This is a genomic window from Sandaracinus amylolyticus (assembly GCF_000737325.1).
Lineage (GTDB): Bacteria > Myxococcota_A > Polyangia > Polyangiales > Sandaracinaceae > Sandaracinus > Sandaracinus amylolyticus.
The window spans coordinates 2,951,883-2,969,373 of sequence record NZ_CP011125.1 but is presented as its reverse complement, the minus strand read 5'-3'; the positions used below and the strand labels follow the sequence as shown (position 1 = coordinate 2,969,373).

Below are 17,491 nucleotides of genomic sequence, written 5' to 3'. Positions count from 1 at the left end.
GAGAGCCGGATGCGATCGATCGAACGACGACAGGCCAGGACGCGCGCCACGCTGGCGCTCGTCGCGACGTTCGGCACCGCCGCGTGCGGTCTCAACGCGAACGATCCGTACCGCGACGCGCCGGTGGTGAGCCTCGACGTCGCGCCTCCGCCGATCAGCGGCGGCACGCTCGCGGCGAGCGCCGACGGGCGCATCGCGGTCGCTGCCGATCCCGATCGCGATCGCGTGCTCGTGGTCGATCTCGAGACGCACGACGTCCGCGCGATCGACACCGCGCCCGGCGCGGATCCCGGGCGCGTCGCGCTCGCGCCCGAGGGGCGCGCGTTCGTCGCGCTGCGGCGCACCGGGGCCGTGCTCGAGATCGACGTCGAGCGCGCCGCGATCGTCGCAGAGCACGCCGTCTGCTCGAGCCCGCGCGGGCTCGCCGCCGCGCCCGGGCGTCTCCACGTCGCGTGCGCCGATGGCGCGCTGGTGACGCTCGAGCGCGCGCATTCGGGCGAGGTGCTCGGCGAGCTCGCGCGCGTACGGCTCGAGCCCGATCTGCGCGACGTCGTCGTCACGCACGAGGGCCTGCTCGTGAGCCGCTTCCGTCGCGCCGAGCTCGTCCTCCTCGACGACGCCGGCACCGCGCACGTGCGACCGCTGCCCGAGGCGCACCTCGAGGGCATCACCGCCGACGGCGCGCGCTCCGGCCTCGAGCAGCGCTACGAGCCGGGCGTCGCGGTGCGCACGACGAGCGCGCCGGGCGGGCGCGCGATCGTGCTCCACCAGCGCGCGCGCATCGGCACCGAGGCCGTCTTCGTCGACGCGCCGCGTCCGTCGACCGGCTACACGTACTCGAACGAGCCGGTCGAGAACGATCAGGGCGACGTCTGGCGCGACCCCTGCGGCAACGCGGTCGTGCACGCCGCCGCGACGCTCGTCGGCGCGGGCGGCATCGCGCTCCACACCGCGCCGTCGATCGCGCGCGGCGTGGTGCCGGTCGACGTCGCGGTCTCGGAGGGCGGTCGCGTCGCGATCGCGTTCGCGGGCGAGCCCGGCGGCGAGTTCCGGCTCGGGCCGCAGGTCGTGACGAGCTCGCTCGCGGTCGCCGAGCGTGACGACCCGCAGGGCTGCCTCGGTTCGAACGACGATCGACGCTACGCCGGCCAGGTGATCGCCGTCGCGTTCGCCGGCGAGCGCGAGGTGGTCCAGCTGCGCGAGCCCGCGCGCCTCGTCGTCGACGGGGCGGAGATCGAGCTCGGCGGCGCGAGCGTGCGCGACACCGGACACGACGTCTTCCACCTCGACACCGGCGGCGCGATCGCGTGCGCGTCGTGTCATCCCGAGGGCGGCGACGACGGCCACGTGTGGACGTTCTCCGCGACCGGCTCGGTGCGCACGCAGTCGCTCGAGGGCGCGGTCGGGCTCGCGCCGTACCACCGCCGCGGCGACATGCCGAGCTTCCCGGTGCTGATCGACAGGCTGCAGGAGCAGATGGCGGGACCGCGCCTCGCGCCCGAGGTCGTGAGCGCGGCCGAGCGCTGGCTCGCGCGCCTGCCCGCGCCTCCCGCGGGGCCCTCCTTCGATCACGACGCGGTCGAGCGCGGCCGCGCGATCTTCGAGCGCGCCGACGTCGGATGCGCGAGCTGTCACGCCGGCGACCTCGGCACCGACGGGCTCTCGCACACGATCGGCGCGGACGTCTGGCAGACCCCGCCCCTCCGCGGCGTCGCGCTCCGCGCGCCCTATCTCCACGACGGCCGCGCGAGCGATCTCCGCGCGGCGCTGGTCACCCACGCGCGCATCGAGCACCTCGAGGTCACCGAGCTCGACGACCTCGAGGCGTACGTCCGCGCGCGCTGATCACCCGCGGTGCTCGGAGACGATCTCGATCGCGCCGACGATCGCGTCGTTCAGCGCGTCGAGCTCCTCCGCGGGGATCCACAGCTCGGTGTGGTGCCGCGCGCCGACGGTCTGCACGTCGTACCTCGCGATCGCATCGGTGCGCACCGCGAAGCGCGTCACGAAGCCGCCGCCGCTCTCGGGCACGTTCCAGCGCTCCGCGATCTCGCGCGCGTAGCGCTCGTTCGTGACCGGGTAGAAGATCGGCTGCTCGGGCAGGCGCGGCGGCCAGCGCTTCATCCCGCTCGCGCGCACGAGCGCCATCTCCTTGGGCCCGGTGGGCCGATACAGCCAGACGACGTCCACTCCGTCGATCGATCCGTGCTCGAGCTGCATCACCCGCCTCGTTCGTGTCGTTGCCGCTCGCGCGCGCGCAGCACTACGGCGTGCACACCGGCGTCGGCTCGATCGACGTGATCTATCGCCGAACGGGGTCTCTTCGCGAGCTCCGCGTTGGCGCAGCATCACGCGGGGCCCAGATCGCGCCGCTCGTCCTCTTGACGATCGGGTGACCTGAGGTCACCTCATAACCGACCCACGGTCATCTAACACCGCCGGAGCGAGAGCCTCATGGACCAGTCGATCGATCACGAGATCCAGCGCGTCTTCTCCGCCCAGCGCGCGCGACGCTGGCACGTCGCGCAGACGAGCGCGGCCGACCGCATCGCGAAGCTCCGCACGCTCAAAGAGGCGATCCTCTCGCGCCGCGACGAGCTCGCGGCCGCCGTCCACAAGGACTTCCGCAAGAGCAAGGCGGAGTTCGAGCTCACCGAGATCCACCCGGTCGTCGACGAGATCAACCACGCGATCGAGCACCTCGCGGACTGGATGAAGCCCGAGAGCGTCACCACGCCGCTCGTGCTCGCCGGCGCGAAGAGCACCATCCGCTACGAGCCGCGCGGCGTCGTGCTGATCGTCTCGCCGTGGAACTACCCGTTCAACCTCCTCGCGGCGCCGCTCGTCGGCGCGATCGCCGCGGGCAACTGCGTCGTGCTCAAGCCGTCGAGCAAGACGGCGCACCTCGCCGAGGCGGTCGCGGAGCTGATCCGCTCCGTGTTCCGCGAGGACGAGGTCGCGATCTTCACCGGCAGCCACCAGGTCGCGGACTCGCTGCTCGCCCTGCCCTTCGATCACGTGCTCTTCACGGGCAGCACGAACGTCGGCAAGAAGGTGATGCACGCCGCCGCGGATCACCTCGCGACGATCACGCTCGAGCTCGGCGGCAAGTCGCCCGTGATCATCGATCGCTCGGCCGACGTCGAGGGCGCGGCCAAGCGGATCATGTGGGGCAAGTGCGTGAACGCGGGCCAGACCTGCATCGCGCCCGATCACGCGTTCGTGCACCGCGACGTCCTCGATCGCTTCGTCGCCGCGTCGCGCGCGACGGTCGAGCGCTTCTACGGCGCGACCGAGGACGCTCGGAAGGCGAGCGAGGACTTCCCGCGCCTCATCGACGACGCGGCGTTCCGCCGCGTGAGCACGCTGCTCGAGAAGAGCATCGCGATGGGCGCGAGGCCCGCCTTCGGCGGCGTCACCGACGCGAGCGAGCGCTACGTCGCGCCGACGCTGCTCACGAACGTCACGCACGACATGCCGATCATGGGCGAGGAGATCTTCGGGCCGATCCTGCCGGTGCTCCCGATCGACTCGGTCGAGGAGGCGTGCACGAAGATCCAGGCGGGCGACAAGCCGCTCGCGCTCTACCTCTTCGCGAGCGATCGCGCGGTGATCGATCGAGTGTTCTCGAGCACGACGTCGGGCGGCGCGGTGCTCAACGACGTGTTCCTCCACGTCGCGAACCCGTACCTGCCCTTCGGCGGCGTGGGCGCGAGCGGCATGGGCCACTACCACGGGCACCACGGCTTCAAGACGTTCTCGCACGCGCGCGCGGTCGTCGATCGCATCGCGTCGGCGCTCCCGCTCTTCTATCCGCCGTACGACGAGGCGCGCCCGAAGGTCGCCGCGCAGCTGCTGCGCGTCCTCGAGTAGAGAAACCCGAGCAGTCACCCGCGCGGCCACGTACGCTGCGCGGGTGACCACGATCCAACGCGTCCTCCTGATCGCCGCGATGGGCGGGCTCATGGAGGCGGTGCGCTCGGTCGCCGTCGCGGGCAGCGGCGATCGCGTTCGCGCCGCCGCCACCGTGCTCGGGATCGGCTTCGTGCTGATCGTCTCGCACCTCGTCGGCAAGCTCTTCGCGCAGATCCGGCTGCCCAAGCTGACCGGCTATCTCGCCGCGGGAATCGTCAGCGGCCCCGCGGTGCTCGCCTACCTCGACGGCGACGTCGTGGGCGACATGAAGCTCGTCAACGGCGTCGCGATCGCGCTCATCGCGCTCACCGCGGGCAGCGAGATCGACTTCCGCGCGATGCGCCCGCTCTTCCGATCGGTCGCGTGGATCAGCGCCATCGCGGTGTGCGGCACCGCGCTCGCGCTCTCGCTCGCGGCGCTGCTGCTGCGCCCGTTCCTGCCCTTCCTCGCCGCGATGCCGATCGACGCGACGATCGCGGTGTGCGCCGTGATCGGCGTGGTCGTCGTCGCGCAGTCGCCCGCGGTGGTCGTCGCGATCCGCTCGGAGACCGGCGCGGACGGACCGGTCGCGCAGACGGTGCTCGCGGTCGTCGTGCTCGCGGACCTGCTCGTGATCGTGCTCTTCGCGATCACGTCGTCGATCGCGACCGCGGTGATCGCGGGATCGTTCGACGCGGGCGCGGCGCTCACGCGGCTGCTCTGGGAGCTCTTCGGGTCGCTGGGGATCGGCGCGATGATCGGCGTGCTGCTCGCGCTGTGGCAGCGCGCGGTGAAGCGCGGGCTCGATCTGTTCGTGCTGACCGTGTGCTTCGTCGCCGCGGAGGTCGGGCAGCGGCTGCACCTCGACCCGCTGCTGATGATGCTCGCCGCCGGGATGTTCGTGGAGAACGTGATGCACTCGGGGCACGAGCTGCGTCGCGAGTTCGAGGCGGCGTCGCTGCCGGTCTACGTGCTCTTCTTCACGGTCGCGGGCGCGTCGATCCACCTCGACGCGATCCCGACGTTCCTCGTGCCGACCGCGGTGCTCGTGCTGGTGCGCGGCCTCGGGCTCCTCTTCGGGACGCGCGTCGCGGCGCGCGTGGCGGACGCGCCCGAGAAGGTGGTGAAGTGGGCGGGCTTCGGTCTGCTGCCGCAGGCAGGCCTCGCGATCGCGCTCGCGCTGCTCTTCGCGCGGACGTTCCCGACGTTCGGCGCGGAGGCGGGCACGCTGGTGCTCGGCATCGTCGCGATCAACGAGCTCGTCGCGCCGGCGCTGCTGCGCTGGGCGTACGTGCGCAGCGGCGAAGCCGAGAGCGAGCGGACCGCGAGCGAGGCGACCGCACCGCCCGTCCCCGCGACACGCTGAGCGACACGACCTGCGCGCGGCGCTCCCGAGCGCTTCGAGTGTGCGAAACGACTCGGGAATTCGCGCATGCCCGCGAACGTGGACGTTACGGGCCGATCAGGTCCCAGCGGCCGCCGTAGAGGTCCTCGAACACCGCGACGGTCCCGTAGGGCTCGTGCCGCGGCGCCTCGACGAACCGCACGCCGCGCGCGAGGAACGCCGCGTGGTCGCGCGCGAAGTCGTCGGTGTGGAGGAACCACGTCACGCGACCACCGCCCTGCTGGCCGACGGTCGCGCGCTGCGCGTCGGTCGTCGCGCGCGCGAGCAGGAGCTCGGTGCCTCCGCCCGGCGGCGCGACGCGCACCCAGCGCTTGCCGCCGCCGAGGTCGCGATCCTCGACGAGCACGAACCCGAGCGATCGAGTGAACCACTCGATCGCGCGGTCGTACTCGTCGACCAGGAACGCGACGTGCGCGAGGTGCGCGCCCACGTCAGCGGCCGACGATCGGCTCGAGGCAGCGCGCGTGCGCGTCGGCGAGCTGCGCGACCGGCACCTCGAGGCACTCCTCGATCCTCACCGTGTCGCCGCCGACCTCGCCGATCACCTCGAAGGGCACGCCGTGCTGCGCGCAGAGGCGCTCGACCTCGGCGCGCTGCTCCTTCGCGAAGCTCACGATCACGCGGGTCGGCTCCTCGGAGAAGAGGCGCGCCGCCTTCGCGATCGCCGCGTGGCCGGGGAGCGTGACGCGGCAGCCGCGGCCGCCCGCGATCGCGCTCTCGGTGAGCGCCACCGCGAAGCCGCCGTCGCTCAGGTCGTGCGCCGAGCGCAGCACGTGCGCGCGCGCCAGCGCGAGCACGCACTGCTGGAGCTTCACCTCGGCGTCGAGGTCGATCCCGACGGGATCACCGCCGACCACGCCGGTCTTGCGGGTGCGGAACTCCGAGCCGCCGAGCGCGCCGCGCGAGCCGGTGCCGAGGTGCGCGATCAGGTCGCCGTCGCTCGCGAACGCGAGGCGCAGCCGATCCTCGACCGACGCGAGCTGGCCGACGATCGCGACCGTCGGCGTCGGCAGGATCGGGCGTCCCTCGGTCTCGTTGTAGAGCGAGACGTTGCCGCTCACGACCGGCACGCCGAGCGCGGTGCACGCGTCGCGCAGGCCCTCGATCGCGCGCGCGAAGCGCCACATCGTCTGGGGCTTCTGGGGGCTCGCGAAGTTGAGGCAGTCGGTGAGGCCGAGCGGCTCGCCGCCCGAGCACACGATGTTGCGCGCGCACTCCGCGACCGCCATCGCCGCGCCGTCGTGCGGGTCGAGCAGCACGTGGCGCCCGTTGCAGTCGCTCGAGAGCGCGAGGTACTTCACCTTCGCGCCTTCGAACGACGGATCGCCGTCCTTGCCGCAGAAGACGCGGACCACCGCGGCGTCGCTCTCGCCCGGCCGGAAGACCGAGCCCGCGCGCACGATGTGATCGTACTGGCGCCAGATCCACGCGCGCGATCCGATGTTCGGCGAGCCCACGAGCTCGACGAGCTCGCGCGCGAGATCGAGCCCGCTGAGATCGCCGAGCGCGGGGCCGCCCGCATCACCCACCGGCGGCGGCGCTTCCTGCGGGCGATCGTAGAGCGGCGCCTCGTCGGCGAGCGGACCGATCGGGATGTCGACCACGACCTGCGGGCTCTTCGGCGCGCTCTTCGGATCGAGCGGGTCGTGCCCCGGCGTCGCCTTGCACACGAAGCGACCGGTGTCGGTCACGCGCCCGACGACCGCGAAGTCGAGATCCCACTTGCGGCAGATCTCGAAGACTTCTTCTTCGCGCCCCGCCTCCGAGACCATGAGCATGCGCTCCTGGGACTCGCTGAGGAGCATCTCGTACGGCGTGAGGCCGTAGGTGCGGCGCGGGATCGCGTCGAGGTCGAGCTCGAGCCCGTTGCCGGCGCGCGCCGCCATCTCGACGCTCGACGAGGTGAGCCCCGCCGCGCCCATGTCCTGGATGCCGACGAGGCAGCCCTTCGCGAAGATCTCGAGGCACGCCTCGAGCAGCAGCTTCTCGCGGAAGGGATCGCCGACCTGCACCGTCGGGAGCTTCTTCTCGCTCTCGGCGTCGAACTCGGCGCTCGCCATCGTCGCGCCGTGGATGCCGTCGCGACCGGTGCGCGAGCCCACGTAGATCACCGGGTTGCCCAGGCCCTCGGCCTTGCCGAAGAAGAGCCCCTCGCTGCGCGCGATGCCGACGGTGAACGCGTTGACGAGGATGTTCCCGTCGTAGCTCGCGTCGAACTGCACCTCGCCGCCGACCGTGGGCACGCCGATCGAGTTGCCGTACCCGCCGATGCCCGCGACGACGCCGCGCAGCAGCTCGGGGGTGCGCGGGTGATCGGGGCGACCGAAGCGAAGCGAGTTGAGGTTCGCGACCGGCCGCGCGCCCATCGTGAACACGTCGCGGAGGATGCCGCCGACGCCCGTCGCCGCGCCCTGGTAGGGCTCGATGTACGAGGGATGGTTGTGCGACTCCATCTTGAACACGGCGCAGTAGCCGTCGCCGATGTCGACCGCGCCCGCGTTCTCGCCGGGGCCCTGCACGACCTTCGGGCCCTTGGTGGGCAGCTTGCGGAGGTGGATGCGCGAGCTCTTGTACGAGCAGTGCTCGCTCCACATCACGCTGAACACGCCGAGCTCGGCGTACGTAGGCTCGCGCCCCAGCGCCTTCAGGATGCGCTGCCACTCGCTCTGATCGACGCCCATCGTCGCGGCGAGCTGCGCGCTCACCTGGGGCTCGCCGGGGAACGGCACGGGCGCGCCGGGCAGCGTCGTCTCGGATTGCGTGCTCACGCCGCCACCACCTTTCCGCCCTCGAGGTGCTGCTTCAGCGACTCGAAGATCCCGCGCCCATCGGCGTTGCCGAGGATCGCCTCCGACGCGCGCTCGGGGTGCGGCATCAGGCCCATCACGTTGCGCCGCGCGCTGTAGATGCCGGCGATGTCGTTCACCGAGCCGTTCGGCGTGGTCTCGCCGCAGGGCGCGCCGGTGGGATCGACGTAGCGCAGCGCGACGAGCCCCTCGCCCTCGAGGCGCGTCAGCGTCTCGGGATCGCACTCGTAGCGGCCCTCGCCGTGCGCGACCGGGAGGCGGATGACGTTGCCGGTCGGGATCGCGCCGGTCCACGCGCCGTGATTCTCGACCTTCAGCCACACGTCGCGGCACTCGAAGCGCAGGTGCGCGTTGCGCGAGAGCGCGCCCGGAAGAAGGTGCATCTCGGTGAGGATCTGGAAGCCGTTGCAGATGCCGAGCACCGGCCCGCCGCGCTCCGCGAACGCACGCAGCGCGTCGCTGATGGGCGAGAAGCGCGCGATCGCGCCGCACCGCAGGTAGTCGCCGTAGGAGAAGCCGCCGGGGACGATCACGGCGTCCACCGGGCCGAGCTCGCGCTCCTTGTGGAACACGTACTTCGCGTCCGCGCCGAGCACGTCGCGCGCGGCGTGCAGCGCGTCCCAGTCGGCGTTGCTGCCGGGGAAGACGACGACCGCGACCTTCATCCGCTCTCCCTTTCGTGCGCGCGAGCAGGCAGGGGGGCCCTCAGCGCGCGCGGAGGATACGGACGGAGGTGGGGTGCGGCAACGCCGCGAACGGGCGGGCGTGAGGTTAGGGAGTTCTTAGAATCGACAGCGCGTCACACGAGTGTCGGAATCGCCCTTCGAGGAGAACGCGAGCGATGGCCGACGGCAGTGGGACCCCTGCGCACAGGAGCGCGACGAGCCGCACGAGGAAGGTGCTGATCGCGATCGCCGTGGTGGTCGGCGCGCTGGTGGTGGGGGCCGCCGGGTTGGTCGGGTGGGCCTACACGAGCGTGGGATCGCGGCTCGAGCGCACGTGGGACGTCGCGGTGCCGGCGCTCGAGCTGCCGAGCGACGCGGCGTCGCTCGCGCGCGGCGAGCACCTGCTGCGTCACGTGTGCGCGTGCGTCGAGTGCCACGGGGACGACCTCGGGGGACGCGCGTTCGTCGACGAGCCCGCGCTCGGGCGCGTGATGGGCTCGAACCTGACGACGGGGCGCGGCGGCGTCGGCGGCGCGCTCGACGCGGACGACTGGGCGCGCGCGATCCTGCACGGCGTCGGGAGCGACCATCGCTCGCTCGTGATCATGCCCTCGGAGGACTACACGCACCTCTCGGCGCCCGACCTCGCGGCGCTGATCGCGTACGCGCGCACCGTGCCCCCGGTCGATCGCGAGACGACGATCGAGCTCACGCCCCTCGCGCAGGTGCTGATCGCGACGGGCGAGCTGCCGGCCGTGAGCGCGGAGCTGATCGATCACGACGTGACGCTGCCCGCGGCGGTCGCGCCCGGCCCGACGCTCGAGCACGGCGAGTACCTCGCGCGCATGTGCACCGGCTGCCACGGGCGCGACTTCCAGGGCCAGGTGATGGCAGCCGCGCCGCCGGGCACGCCGCCGGTGCCGGGGATCGGTCGTCGCGGCATGACGGGCTGGACGCAGGCGGACTTCGAGCGCGCGCTGCGCCGCGGGCAGAAGCCGGGCGGCGTCGCGATGCACCCGTTCATGCCGTCCCGCTACTACGCGGGCATGACCGACGACGAGGTCACGGCGCTCTGGACCTACCTGCAGACCGTGGAGTGACGCTCGCCAGCGACGGCCGATGTCGGGTACCGTCGAGGCGATCGGGGGGTCTCACCGTTTGAGCGAGAGCGGCACGCACGTACGCGCGCGCAGCGGCTCGGCGGCCGGCGAGCCGAGCCGCGATCAGGGCGATCCGTACCTGCGCGTGTCGAAGGCGCGGCTCGGCAAGACCGTGCGCCGCAAGTGGCGGCTCGATGCGCTGCTCGGCGTGGGCGGGATGGCCGCGGTGTACGCAGCGACGCACCGCAACGGGAGCCGCGTCGCGATCAAGATGCTGCACCCGCTGGTCGCGACCGAGGAGGCGAAGCGGCGCTTCCTGCGCGAGGGCTACCTCGCGAACTCGGTCGGGCACCCCGGCGTGGTGCGCGTGCTCGACGACGACGAGGCCGAGGACGGCGCGATCTTCCTGGTGATGGAGCTGCTCGACGGCGAGAGCCTCGAGAGCTTCGCGACGCGCCGCGTGCAGCTCGGCGCGCCGGAGACGCTCGCGGTCGCGGAGCAGGTGCTCGAGGTGCTCGCGGTCGCGCACGCGAAGGGGATCGTGCACCGCGACGTGAAGCCCGAGAACGTCTTCTTGTGCGTCGACGGGCGCGTGAAGCTGCTCGACTTCGGGATCGCGCGGCTGCTCGAGGTCTCGCGCGGATCGGCGGCGACGCACCACGGGTTCCTGCTCGGGACGCCGGCGTACATGGCGCCGGAGCAAGCGCGCGGAGACTGGGAGCTCGTCGACGCACGCACGGACGTGTGGGCCGCGGGCGCGTCGATGTTCCGCGTGCTCACCGGGCACACGGTGCACCGCGGGAGCACGCACCTCGAGCTCCTGATGAAGGCGACGCGCGAGCCCGCGCCGAAGGTGCGCGACGTCGCGCCCGCGGTGCCCGAGCTCGTCGCGTCGCTGGTCGATCGTGCGCTCGCGTTCCGCAAGGAGGATCGCTGGGCCTCGGCGGACGAGATGCTCGAGAGCCTGCGCGAGGTGCACCGCGCGCTGCGCTACACCGACGCGCCGAAGCTGCGCGCGCGCATCGCCGCGACGTCGACGGTGCGCATCGAGCTGCCCGCGCCGCCGGCCGTGTCGGCGGAGTTCGATCGCGCGTCCGCGCTCGAGAGCGATCCGATCGGCGACACGGACGACGACGCGCCGACGCAGATCGAAGCGATGAGCCTGACCCATCGCGAGCAGCTGCGGTCGATCGTCATCGAGGTGCCGATGGAGCCCGACGCGGCGACGCCGGTGCTGCCGTCCATCTTCGACGAGACCGGCGAGACGCGCGCGGGCGGGACGCCGCTCGCGCCCCCGACGCCGCGCGCGAAGCCCGAGCCGCCGCCTCGCACGATGCCGCTGACGCGCGGCGTCATCGCGTGGTGGATCGTCGCCGCGCTCGCCGTGCTGGTGTTCGCGATCACCCTCGCGACGCGCTGACGCATGGGGCGTAACTGCGCGCAATTACGCAGCTTCGGCGTCCGTGTGCCGCGCTCTTGACGCGTCGCGTCATGGCGCTTACGCATTGCGTCATCATGATTGCCGACCCGAACCTCTGGAGCCTGGCCGGGACTGGGATGCTGCTGATCGCGGCGAGCGTCGTCTGGCTCGCGCCGGTGCTGCTCGCCGGCCTGGTCACGTGGATCAGCGAGAGCCTCCGCGCGGCGCGCCGCGCGCGACGTTTCTCGCGACGGCTGGTGCCTCGTCGTGTGCCGCGCGGCCGGCTCGCGGCGCTCGGGGCGCGTCGAGCCGCGACCTCGACGGCGCCGTGACGTGCGTCTAGAACGCGGCGTCGTGACCTACGACGCGCTGCTCGTCCTCTCGTTCGGCGGCCCGGAGGGCGACGCCGACGTGATGCCCTTCCTCGAGAACGTCACGCGAGGTCGCGGCATCCCGCGCGAGCGCCTGCTCGAGGTCGCCGAGCACTACCATCACTTCGGCGGTGTCTCGCCCATCAACGGCCAGGTGCGCGCGCTGATCGACGCGCTCGAGCGCGAGCTCCGCGCGCACGGCATCACGCTCCCGGTCTACTGGGGCAACCGCAACTGGCACCCGATGCTCGAGGACACCGTGCGTCGCATGAAGGACGACGGAGTCCGGCGCGCGCTCGCGCTCGTCACTTCGGCGTTCGGCAGCTACTCGGGGTGCCGTCAGTATCGCGAGGACATCGAGCGCGCGCGGGCGAGCGTCGGCGAGGGCGCGCCGGAGATCGAGAAGCTGCGGCTCTACTTCGATCATCCGGGCTTCGCCGACGCGCAGATCGCGCGGGTGCGCGACGCGCTCGGGACGATCGACGGCGAGCGCGCGCGCCTGCTCTTCACCGCGCACTCGATCCCGATGTCGATGGCGCGCACGTCGCCGTACGAAGCGCAGCTGCGCGCGATGTGCGAGCTCGTCGCGCGCGGCGTGGCGCACGACACGTGGGAGCTGTGCTGGCAGAGCCGCAGCGGTCCGCCGCAGGTGCCGTGGCTCGAGCCCGACGTGCTCGACGTGCTGGCGCGTCTGGCGAGCGAGGATCGCGCGCAGCCGGTGGTGGTGATCCCGATCGGCTTCACGTCGGACCACATGGAGGTGGTCTGGGATCTCGATCACGAAGCGAAGGCGCGCGCCGGCGAGCTCGGTCTACGGCTCGTGCGCGCCGGGACGGTGGGCACGCATCCCGCGTTCGTCGCCGCGATGCGCGAGCTCGTGCAGGAGAAGCTCGCGGCCGCGCCGAAGCGCGCGCTGACGACGCTGGGGAACGATCACGATCCTTGCGCGGCGTCGTGTTGCCCCGCGCCCCAACGTCCCTCGCGCTGATCGCGCGCGCGGGCGCGATGGCGACGCGCGAGCGGCAGCGCGAACCACGTCCCGACCGCCGCGACCATCACGACGAGCGCGGCGATCGCACCGAGCGCGCGCTCGTACACGAACGAGCCGACGACGAACATCGACGCGGAGAGCGCGATCGCGAGGAGCCCCAGCGCCCCGATCGTCTGCCGGCTGGCGGTGCGGACGAGCCCGTGTTTGTCGTAGGGATGGCCGCGCAGGCGGTGGTACGCGCTGACTCCGACGAGCAGCACGATGGCGAGCCCCGACGTGAGGAACGCGCTGAAGAAGAACGCGCGCTCGAGCTGCGGCAGCTCGTCCCAGCGATCCGCGAACGGGACCGTGAGCAGGAACGCGAAGAGCACCGTGGCGCCGGGCAGCACGACGCGGAGCTCGCCGACGAGCTCGTGCAGCTCGCGGTCGTCGCGCTCCTGTCGGCTCTCGGTGCGCATGCCCGAGCACATAGTCACGCGAGCCGGCCGACGCCGGGCACGAAGCGTCCGACGCGGCGCGCGTAGGCGCGGTACGCCTCGCCGTGCACGCGCGCGAGGTAGGGCTCCTCGACGATGCGCACCTGGAGCTCGAGCGCGACGAGCAGCGCGATCGGCGCGACCAGCCCGAGCACGCTCGGGCACGCGAGCGCGAGGCCGACGCTCGCGAGGATCATCGCGGAGAAGATCGGGTTGCGCACGAGGCGGAACGGGCCGCGCGTGACGAGCTCGGTGCGCGCGCTCGGGTCGACGCCGATGCGCCACGACTCGCGCATGACGAGCTGCGCGTGCAGCGTCGCGACCGTGCCGAGCGCGATCAGCGCGCCGCCGGGGATCGCGATCGCGTCATCGCGGAGCAGCAGCACGTCCAGCGAGAGCGACACGGCGATCGGCGCGAGCAGCGACGCGAGGAACGCGAGCACCATCAGCACGCCCGCGAAGCGCTCGAGCGCGCTGGCGCCAGGACGAAGACCGACGAAGCCGCTCTCGCCGGTCGCGCGGATCTGCATCCACGTGCGCAGCCCGAACGCGATCCCGACGTAGACGATCCACCCGATCAGCGCGATCCCCGGCATGGCCACCTCCTCGACGAGAGGAAGAATCCGAGCAATTGCTCGGATCGACGACTCGGATCCGGAGGCACGATGACGCGCGCGCCCGCAGCACGATTTCGCCCGAGAAAAGCGCCGGTCCAGCGGCGCTCGACGCAGACCGTCGAGGCGATCCTCGGCGCGGCTGCTCGGATCCTGGTGAGCCGCGGGTGGAGCGAGCTGACGACGAACCACGTCGCGAAGCGCGCGGGCGTGTCGATCGGGACGCTCTACGAGTACTTCCCGGGCAAGGAAGCGCTGGTGACCGCGCTCGTCGAGCGTCACCTCGAGCGCGCGGAGGCGCTGCTCGCGTCGCGCGCGAGCGAGCTCGCGATGGGATGCCCGAGCGTCGACGCGCTCTCACGCGCGATCGTGGAGACGATGGTCGCGCTGCACGAGGACGCGCCGCGGCTCCATCGCGCGCTCTTCGAGGAGGTGCCGCACCCGCCCGCGATCCGCGCGCGGGTCCGCGCGATCGAAGCGCGGCACACCGACGCGCTCGCGATGCTGCTGACGTCGATGCGCGACGTCGACGTGCCCGACGCCCACGTCGCGGCGCGCATCGTCGTCGACGTGCTGGAGTCCGCGGTGCACCGCTGGGCGTGTGATCCCTCGGGCGATCCGATCCCGCGCGAGCAGCTGATCGACGAGCTCGCGCGGTTGGTGAAGCGGTATCTGTCGCGCGGCTGAGCGTCAGCTCAGCATGCGCCAGAGCGCGTCGAACCCCGCCTTCGAGTGCTCGTCCGCGTGGTCCGGATGCTGGAGCATGAAGTCCATGGTGGTCTCGGCGACCGCGGTCATGATGGCGGACACGAGCACCATCGGCGTGTCCTTCATCGGCCCCTTCGCTCGAGCGCGCTCGAGCAGCGCGGCGATGAACGCCATCTCCTTGTGCGATGCCGCGCGCGTCTCCGGCGTGATGTCGCCGGAGACCTGGAGCAGCATCAACGCGCGCCGCTTGTCGGGGTTGGACGTCGCCCAGTGGGTCCAGTTCGACCAGACGCGCGCGAACTGATCGCGCAGCGACTCCTTCGCCGAGAAGCCGTCGAGCGCCGCGGTCGCCATCCCGGCCTTCAGCTCGAGGTAGAGCTGATTGAAGAGCTCGGTCTTCGTCTCGAAGTACGTGAAGAGCGATCCGTTCGAGATGCCCGCCTCTCGCGCGATCGCGGCGGTCGGCGCGCTCAGGCCCTGGGCCACGATCACGCGCACCGCGGCCGCGAGGATCGCGTTGCGCCGGTCGTCGCTCTTCGGCCTCGCCACGTCGCGTATCTATCGGCGAGCGTCTAGACGGTCAACGTCGGGCCGAGCCGGGCGACGTCGGCGAACGTGATGCCCGAGAGCTGCTCGGACACGCGCCAGAGACGCTCGGCCGCAGCCCTGTCCTGCGCCTGCGGCGGGATCGCGGCGGGGGCCGGATAGCCGCGCATCTCGCGCAGCTTGTGGGGCCCGTAGTAGGCGCCGGGCGCAGCGTCCGGTGAGGTCGCGGCGAAGAGCGTCGGCAGTGCGCCCTGCGAGGCGGGCTGGAAGAGGAACCACAGGAGGCTCCGGACGACGCCGACGAGGCTCCAACGACCGGGCGCGTTGTGCAGGAGATCGGTGCGCGAGATGCCGGGATGCGCCGCGATGCTGGTGATCCCCCAGCGACCTGCGTCGCTGCGACGCTGCAGCTCGAGCGCGAACATCAGGCACGCGAGCTTCGACTGGCTGTACGCGCGCATCGGCACGTAGCGAGTCGTCTCCTGGAGATCGTCGAACGCGAGCTTGCCGTCGCGGCTCGCGACGCTCGACAGCGTGATCACGCGCGGCTGCTGGCCCTTGCGGAGGAGCGGCAGGAGGTGCGCGGTCAGCGCGAAGTGCCCGAGATAGTTGGTGCCGAACTGCAGCTCGAGCCCGTCGGAGGTCTCCTGACGCGTCGGCGGGACCATGACCGCCGCGTTGTTGACGAGCAGGTCGAGGCTGTCGCGCTGGCTCCGCAGTCGGGCCGCGAAGTCCGCGACCGACGCGAGGCTGGCGAGGTCGAGCACCTCGAACCGCACGTTCGCGGCGGGCACCTGCGCACGGATCTTCGCGACGGCGTCGGCGCCCTTCTGCGGGTTGCGTCCGGCGATGATGACCTCCCCACCCGCGCGCGCGAGCTCGAGCGCGTCCTCGAGCCCGAGCCCGCCGGTTCCGGTGATGACGGCCGAGCGGCCGTGCTGACGAGGCATGTCGGCGGTGGTCCAGTGAGCCATGTCGTCCTCCTTGCGCAGAATAACCAACTGTCTAGACGCTCATTGATTCGGGCACGCGATAATGTGCACGACCAACGAACGCAGCGACGTTAGCATGAGCGTCTAGTCAGTCAACTATTCGACGCACCGAGACGTCGCCCGGGCGCGTCGCCAGGAGCTCGGCTCGAGACCGGAGACGCCTCGTCCGCGGCGCCTTCTCAGCGCCAGGGCACGACGAGCGCGTCCGCGAGCGCGCGTGCTTCGACGATGTTGTCCTCGATGCTGCAGTAGGTCCACGACCCGTAGCGGCCGATCGAGTACACGCCGCGCGACTCGAGGATGCGCTTCTTCGCCGCGACGTCCTTCAGCGATGCGCGCGTGATGTGCACGTACGCGGGGTCCATCACGACCGAGTGCGACGCCACGAGGCGATGGTCGGTGACGATCCCCGCTTCGACGAGATCCTCGATCACGTGCGCGCGCGCGCTCTCGATCGCGGCCGCGTCGATCGTCGTGTCCTTCGGGTGACCGATCTCGACGTAGAGGCTCATGCGATCGGTGCCGAAGATGTTGTCGTAGAAGCCGATCCGATAGAACGAGAGCTCGCGCTGCGGGAAGTACATCCAGTGCACGCGCTCGGGGCCCTTGCGATCGAACCCGAGGTTGAACACGAGGACCTTGTTCCACGTGTACGTGCTCCGCTCGTGCGGCAGCCCGCTCATGTCGAGCAGCCTCACGAAGGGCGCCGAGCTCACGAGGTACTCGAACGCGATCTCGCGGCCCTTCGACGTGGTCGCGACCTTGCCCCGCAGATCGATGCGCTCGACGCGCTCCGAGAGTGCGATGCGCGCGGGATCGACGCCGCTCGCGATCGCGTGCACGTACTGGATCGCGCCGCCCTCGGGGTACGTGAACGTCGAGTTGTACGAGGCGTTGTCGGGCTGCGTGAAGTTGCGGAGGATCTCGTCCTCGTCGGCGTACGGGAAGAAGCGCCCCATCGCGTCGACGTCGAGCGTCGCGAGGTCCGTCGCGTAGAGCTTCTCGTTGTACGGAACGAGGAACTTCTCCGCGATGCCGCGCCCGAACTTCGCGTAGAGCATGTCGCGGAAGCTCGCGGGCTTGGCGCTGCAATCACGGAAGTGGAGATCGTGCAGGCACTCGAGGAACTCCTCGCGCGGCAGCTGGTGGATGTTCTTCTGGAACGGGAAGTCGATCCACGTGCCGTCCTTCCAGAAGATCCGCGAGTCCTTCTGCACGCGCAGGATGCGCTGGCCGTGCATGCGCGTGACGAGGTCGTGCTCGATGTCGGCGTGCTTGAAGTGGAAGAAGTGCCCGGAGTAGTCCCAGGTGAAGCCGTCCTGCACGACGGTCTTGCAGTAGCCGCCGATCTCCGCGTCGGCCTCGAGCACGAGGTAGTCCTCGTCCTTGCCGAGGCGATCGGCGTACGCGAGCCCCGACATCCCTGCGCCGACGATCAGATGACGAACGCGCTCCATGAGTTCTCCAGCGGAAAGGCCGAGAGAATAGCGCCTTGACGCACG

At 71.5% G+C, this 17,491-nt stretch carries 17 protein-coding genes; 8 read left to right on the top strand and 9 right to left on the bottom strand.

Annotation, left to right across the window (positions count from 1 at the left end):
• The first annotated feature begins 9 nt into the window (after positions 1–9).
• Entirely contained in the window at positions 10–1,845 is a 1,836-nt protein-coding gene (locus tag DB32_RS12425) for a hypothetical protein (RefSeq protein WP_053232643.1), read from the top strand.
• Here the strand turns inward: DB32_RS12425 and DB32_RS12420 are convergent, their stop codons facing one another.
• A complete protein-coding gene (locus tag DB32_RS12420; RefSeq protein ID WP_053232642.1) occupies positions 1,846–2,220 on the bottom strand; it encodes a hypothetical protein in 375 nt (124 codons plus the stop codon).
• Between the two features lie 234 nt (positions 2,221–2,454).
• On the opposite strand from DB32_RS12420, the gene DB32_RS12415 reads away from it, so the two are divergent.
• Positions 2,455–3,873: an aldehyde dehydrogenase family protein gene (locus DB32_RS12415; protein WP_053232641.1), complete on the top strand. Its 1,419-nt coding sequence runs from the start codon at positions 2,455–2,457 to the stop codon at positions 3,871–3,873.
• A 43-nt stretch (positions 3,874–3,916) separates the two neighbouring features.
• Positions 3,917–5,260, top strand: coding sequence for a cation:proton antiporter (locus DB32_RS12410; RefSeq protein WP_053232640.1), 1,344 nt, complete (start codon positions 3,917–3,919; stop codon positions 5,258–5,260).
• An 85-nt stretch (positions 5,261–5,345) separates the two neighbouring features.
• Here DB32_RS12410 and DB32_RS12405 read toward each other — a convergent pair whose 3' ends face one another.
• From DB32_RS12405 to purQ, 3 genes are read right to left on the bottom strand one after another with little or no spacing between them, the layout of a single operon-like run.
• A complete protein-coding gene (locus DB32_RS12405) occupies positions 5,346–5,729 on the bottom strand; it encodes a VOC family protein (RefSeq protein ID WP_053232639.1) in 384 nt (127 codons plus the stop codon).
• Position 5,730: 1 nt separating this feature from the next.
• Positions 5,731–8,067 (bottom strand): phosphoribosylformylglycinamidine synthase subunit PurL, encoded by a 2,337-nt coding sequence (gene purL / locus DB32_RS12400; RefSeq protein WP_240481191.1) that lies wholly within the window; start codon positions 8,065–8,067, stop codon positions 5,731–5,733.
• A complete protein-coding gene (gene purQ / locus DB32_RS12395) occupies positions 8,064–8,771 on the bottom strand; it encodes a phosphoribosylformylglycinamidine synthase subunit PurQ (protein WP_053232638.1) in 708 nt (235 codons plus the stop codon). Before purQ ends, purL begins: the two co-directional genes overlap by 4 nt.
• A gap of 176 nt (positions 8,772–8,947) precedes the next feature.
• Here purQ and DB32_RS12390 point away from each other — a divergent pair, with 176 nt between their 5' ends.
• The 4 genes from DB32_RS12390 (at position 8,948) to DB32_RS12375 (ending at position 12,650) form a co-directional block, all read left to right on the top strand.
• On the top strand, positions 8,948–9,871 hold the full coding sequence (locus DB32_RS12390; protein ID WP_075097511.1) for a c-type cytochrome: 924 nt from the start codon (positions 8,948–8,950) through the stop codon (positions 9,869–9,871).
• A 58-nt stretch (positions 9,872–9,929) separates the two neighbouring features.
• The gene (locus DB32_RS12385; RefSeq protein WP_053232636.1) at positions 9,930–11,291 is read left to right on the top strand and encodes a serine/threonine-protein kinase; all 1,362 of its coding nucleotides are present in this window, start codon (positions 9,930–9,932) and stop codon (positions 11,289–11,291) included.
• 95 nt (positions 11,292–11,386) lie between these two features.
• Positions 11,387–11,623 carry a hypothetical protein gene (locus DB32_RS12380; RefSeq protein ID WP_157068992.1) on the top strand — a complete coding sequence of 79 codons (237 nt, stop codon included), beginning with the start codon at positions 11,387–11,389 and terminating at the stop codon, positions 11,621–11,623.
• A gap of 22 nt (positions 11,624–11,645) precedes the next feature.
• Positions 11,646–12,650: a ferrochelatase gene (locus DB32_RS12375; protein ID WP_053238781.1), complete on the top strand. Its 1,005-nt coding sequence runs from the start codon at positions 11,646–11,648 to the stop codon at positions 12,648–12,650.
• Here the strand turns inward: DB32_RS12375 and DB32_RS12370 are convergent.
• Both DB32_RS12370 and DB32_RS12365 read right to left on the bottom strand, forming a co-directional pair.
• A complete protein-coding gene (locus DB32_RS12370; RefSeq protein WP_157068991.1) occupies positions 12,596–13,111 on the bottom strand; it encodes a DUF6328 family protein in 516 nt (171 codons plus the stop codon). The genes DB32_RS12375 and DB32_RS12370 overlap by 55 nt on opposite strands.
• A 14-nt stretch (positions 13,112–13,125) precedes the next feature.
• Positions 13,126–13,725 carry a methyltransferase family protein gene (locus DB32_RS12365; RefSeq protein WP_053232633.1) on the bottom strand — a complete coding sequence of 200 codons (600 nt, stop codon included), beginning with the start codon at positions 13,723–13,725 and terminating at the stop codon, positions 13,126–13,128.
• 69 nt (positions 13,726–13,794) lie between these two features.
• Here DB32_RS12365 and DB32_RS12360 point away from each other — a divergent pair, with 69 nt between their 5' ends.
• The gene (locus tag DB32_RS12360; RefSeq protein WP_075097510.1) at positions 13,795–14,430 is read left to right on the top strand and encodes a TetR/AcrR family transcriptional regulator; all 636 of its coding nucleotides are present in this window, start codon (positions 13,795–13,797) and stop codon (positions 14,428–14,430) included.
• A gap of 3 nt (positions 14,431–14,433) precedes the next feature.
• Here the strand turns inward: DB32_RS12360 and DB32_RS12355 are convergent, their stop codons facing one another.
• The 3 genes from DB32_RS12355 to DB32_RS12345 all read right to left on the bottom strand — a co-directional run bounded on the left by DB32_RS12355 (position 14,434) and on the right by DB32_RS12345 (position 17,446).
• The gene (locus tag DB32_RS12355) at positions 14,434–15,000 is read right to left on the bottom strand and encodes a TetR/AcrR family transcriptional regulator (protein ID WP_053232632.1); all 567 of its coding nucleotides are present in this window, start codon (positions 14,998–15,000) and stop codon (positions 14,434–14,436) included.
• Positions 15,001–15,023: 23 nt separating this feature from the next.
• Positions 15,024–15,971: an SDR family oxidoreductase gene (locus DB32_RS12350; RefSeq protein WP_053232631.1), complete on the bottom strand. Its 948-nt coding sequence runs from the start codon at positions 15,969–15,971 to the stop codon at positions 15,024–15,026.
• 197 nt (positions 15,972–16,168) lie between these two features.
• Positions 16,169–17,446 carry a protoporphyrinogen/coproporphyrinogen oxidase gene (locus DB32_RS12345; protein WP_053232630.1) on the bottom strand — a complete coding sequence of 426 codons (1,278 nt, stop codon included), beginning with the start codon at positions 17,444–17,446 and terminating at the stop codon, positions 16,169–16,171.
• Positions 17,447–17,491 lie beyond the last annotated feature (45 nt).

What these genes read in the sequence shown, in the direction of transcription:
- DB32_RS12425 (WP_053232643.1), top strand. Translation starts at nt 10, where the DNA reads ATGCGATCGATCGAACGACGACAGGCCAGGACGCGCGCCACGCTGGCG.
- DB32_RS12420 (WP_053232642.1), bottom strand. Translation starts at nt 2,220, where the DNA reads ATGCAGCTCGAGCACGGATCGATCGACGGAGTGGACGTCGTCTGGCTG.
- DB32_RS12415 (WP_053232641.1), top strand. Translation starts at nt 2,455, where the DNA reads ATGGACCAGTCGATCGATCACGAGATCCAGCGCGTCTTCTCCGCCCAG.
- purQ (WP_053232638.1), bottom strand. Translation starts at nt 8,771, where the DNA reads ATGAAGGTCGCGGTCGTCGTCTTCCCCGGCAGCAACGCCGACTGGGAC.
- DB32_RS12390 (WP_075097511.1), top strand. Translation starts at nt 8,948, where the DNA reads ATGGCCGACGGCAGTGGGACCCCTGCGCACAGGAGCGCGACGAGCCGC.
- DB32_RS12380 (WP_157068992.1), top strand. Translation starts at nt 11,387, where the DNA reads ATGATTGCCGACCCGAACCTCTGGAGCCTGGCCGGGACTGGGATGCTG.
- DB32_RS12370 (WP_157068991.1), bottom strand. Translation starts at nt 13,111, where the DNA reads ATGCGCACCGAGAGCCGACAGGAGCGCGACGACCGCGAGCTGCACGAG.
- DB32_RS12365 (WP_053232633.1), bottom strand. Translation starts at nt 13,725, where the DNA reads ATGCCGGGGATCGCGCTGATCGGGTGGATCGTCTACGTCGGGATCGCG.
- DB32_RS12360 (WP_075097510.1), top strand. Translation starts at nt 13,795, where the DNA reads ATGACGCGCGCGCCCGCAGCACGATTTCGCCCGAGAAAAGCGCCGGTC.
- DB32_RS12350 (WP_053232631.1), bottom strand. Translation starts at nt 15,971, where the DNA reads ATGGCTCACTGGACCACCGCCGACATGCCTCGTCAGCACGGCCGCTCG.
- DB32_RS12345 (WP_053232630.1), bottom strand. Translation starts at nt 17,446, where the DNA reads ATGGAGCGCGTTCGTCATCTGATCGTCGGCGCAGGGATGTCGGGGCTC.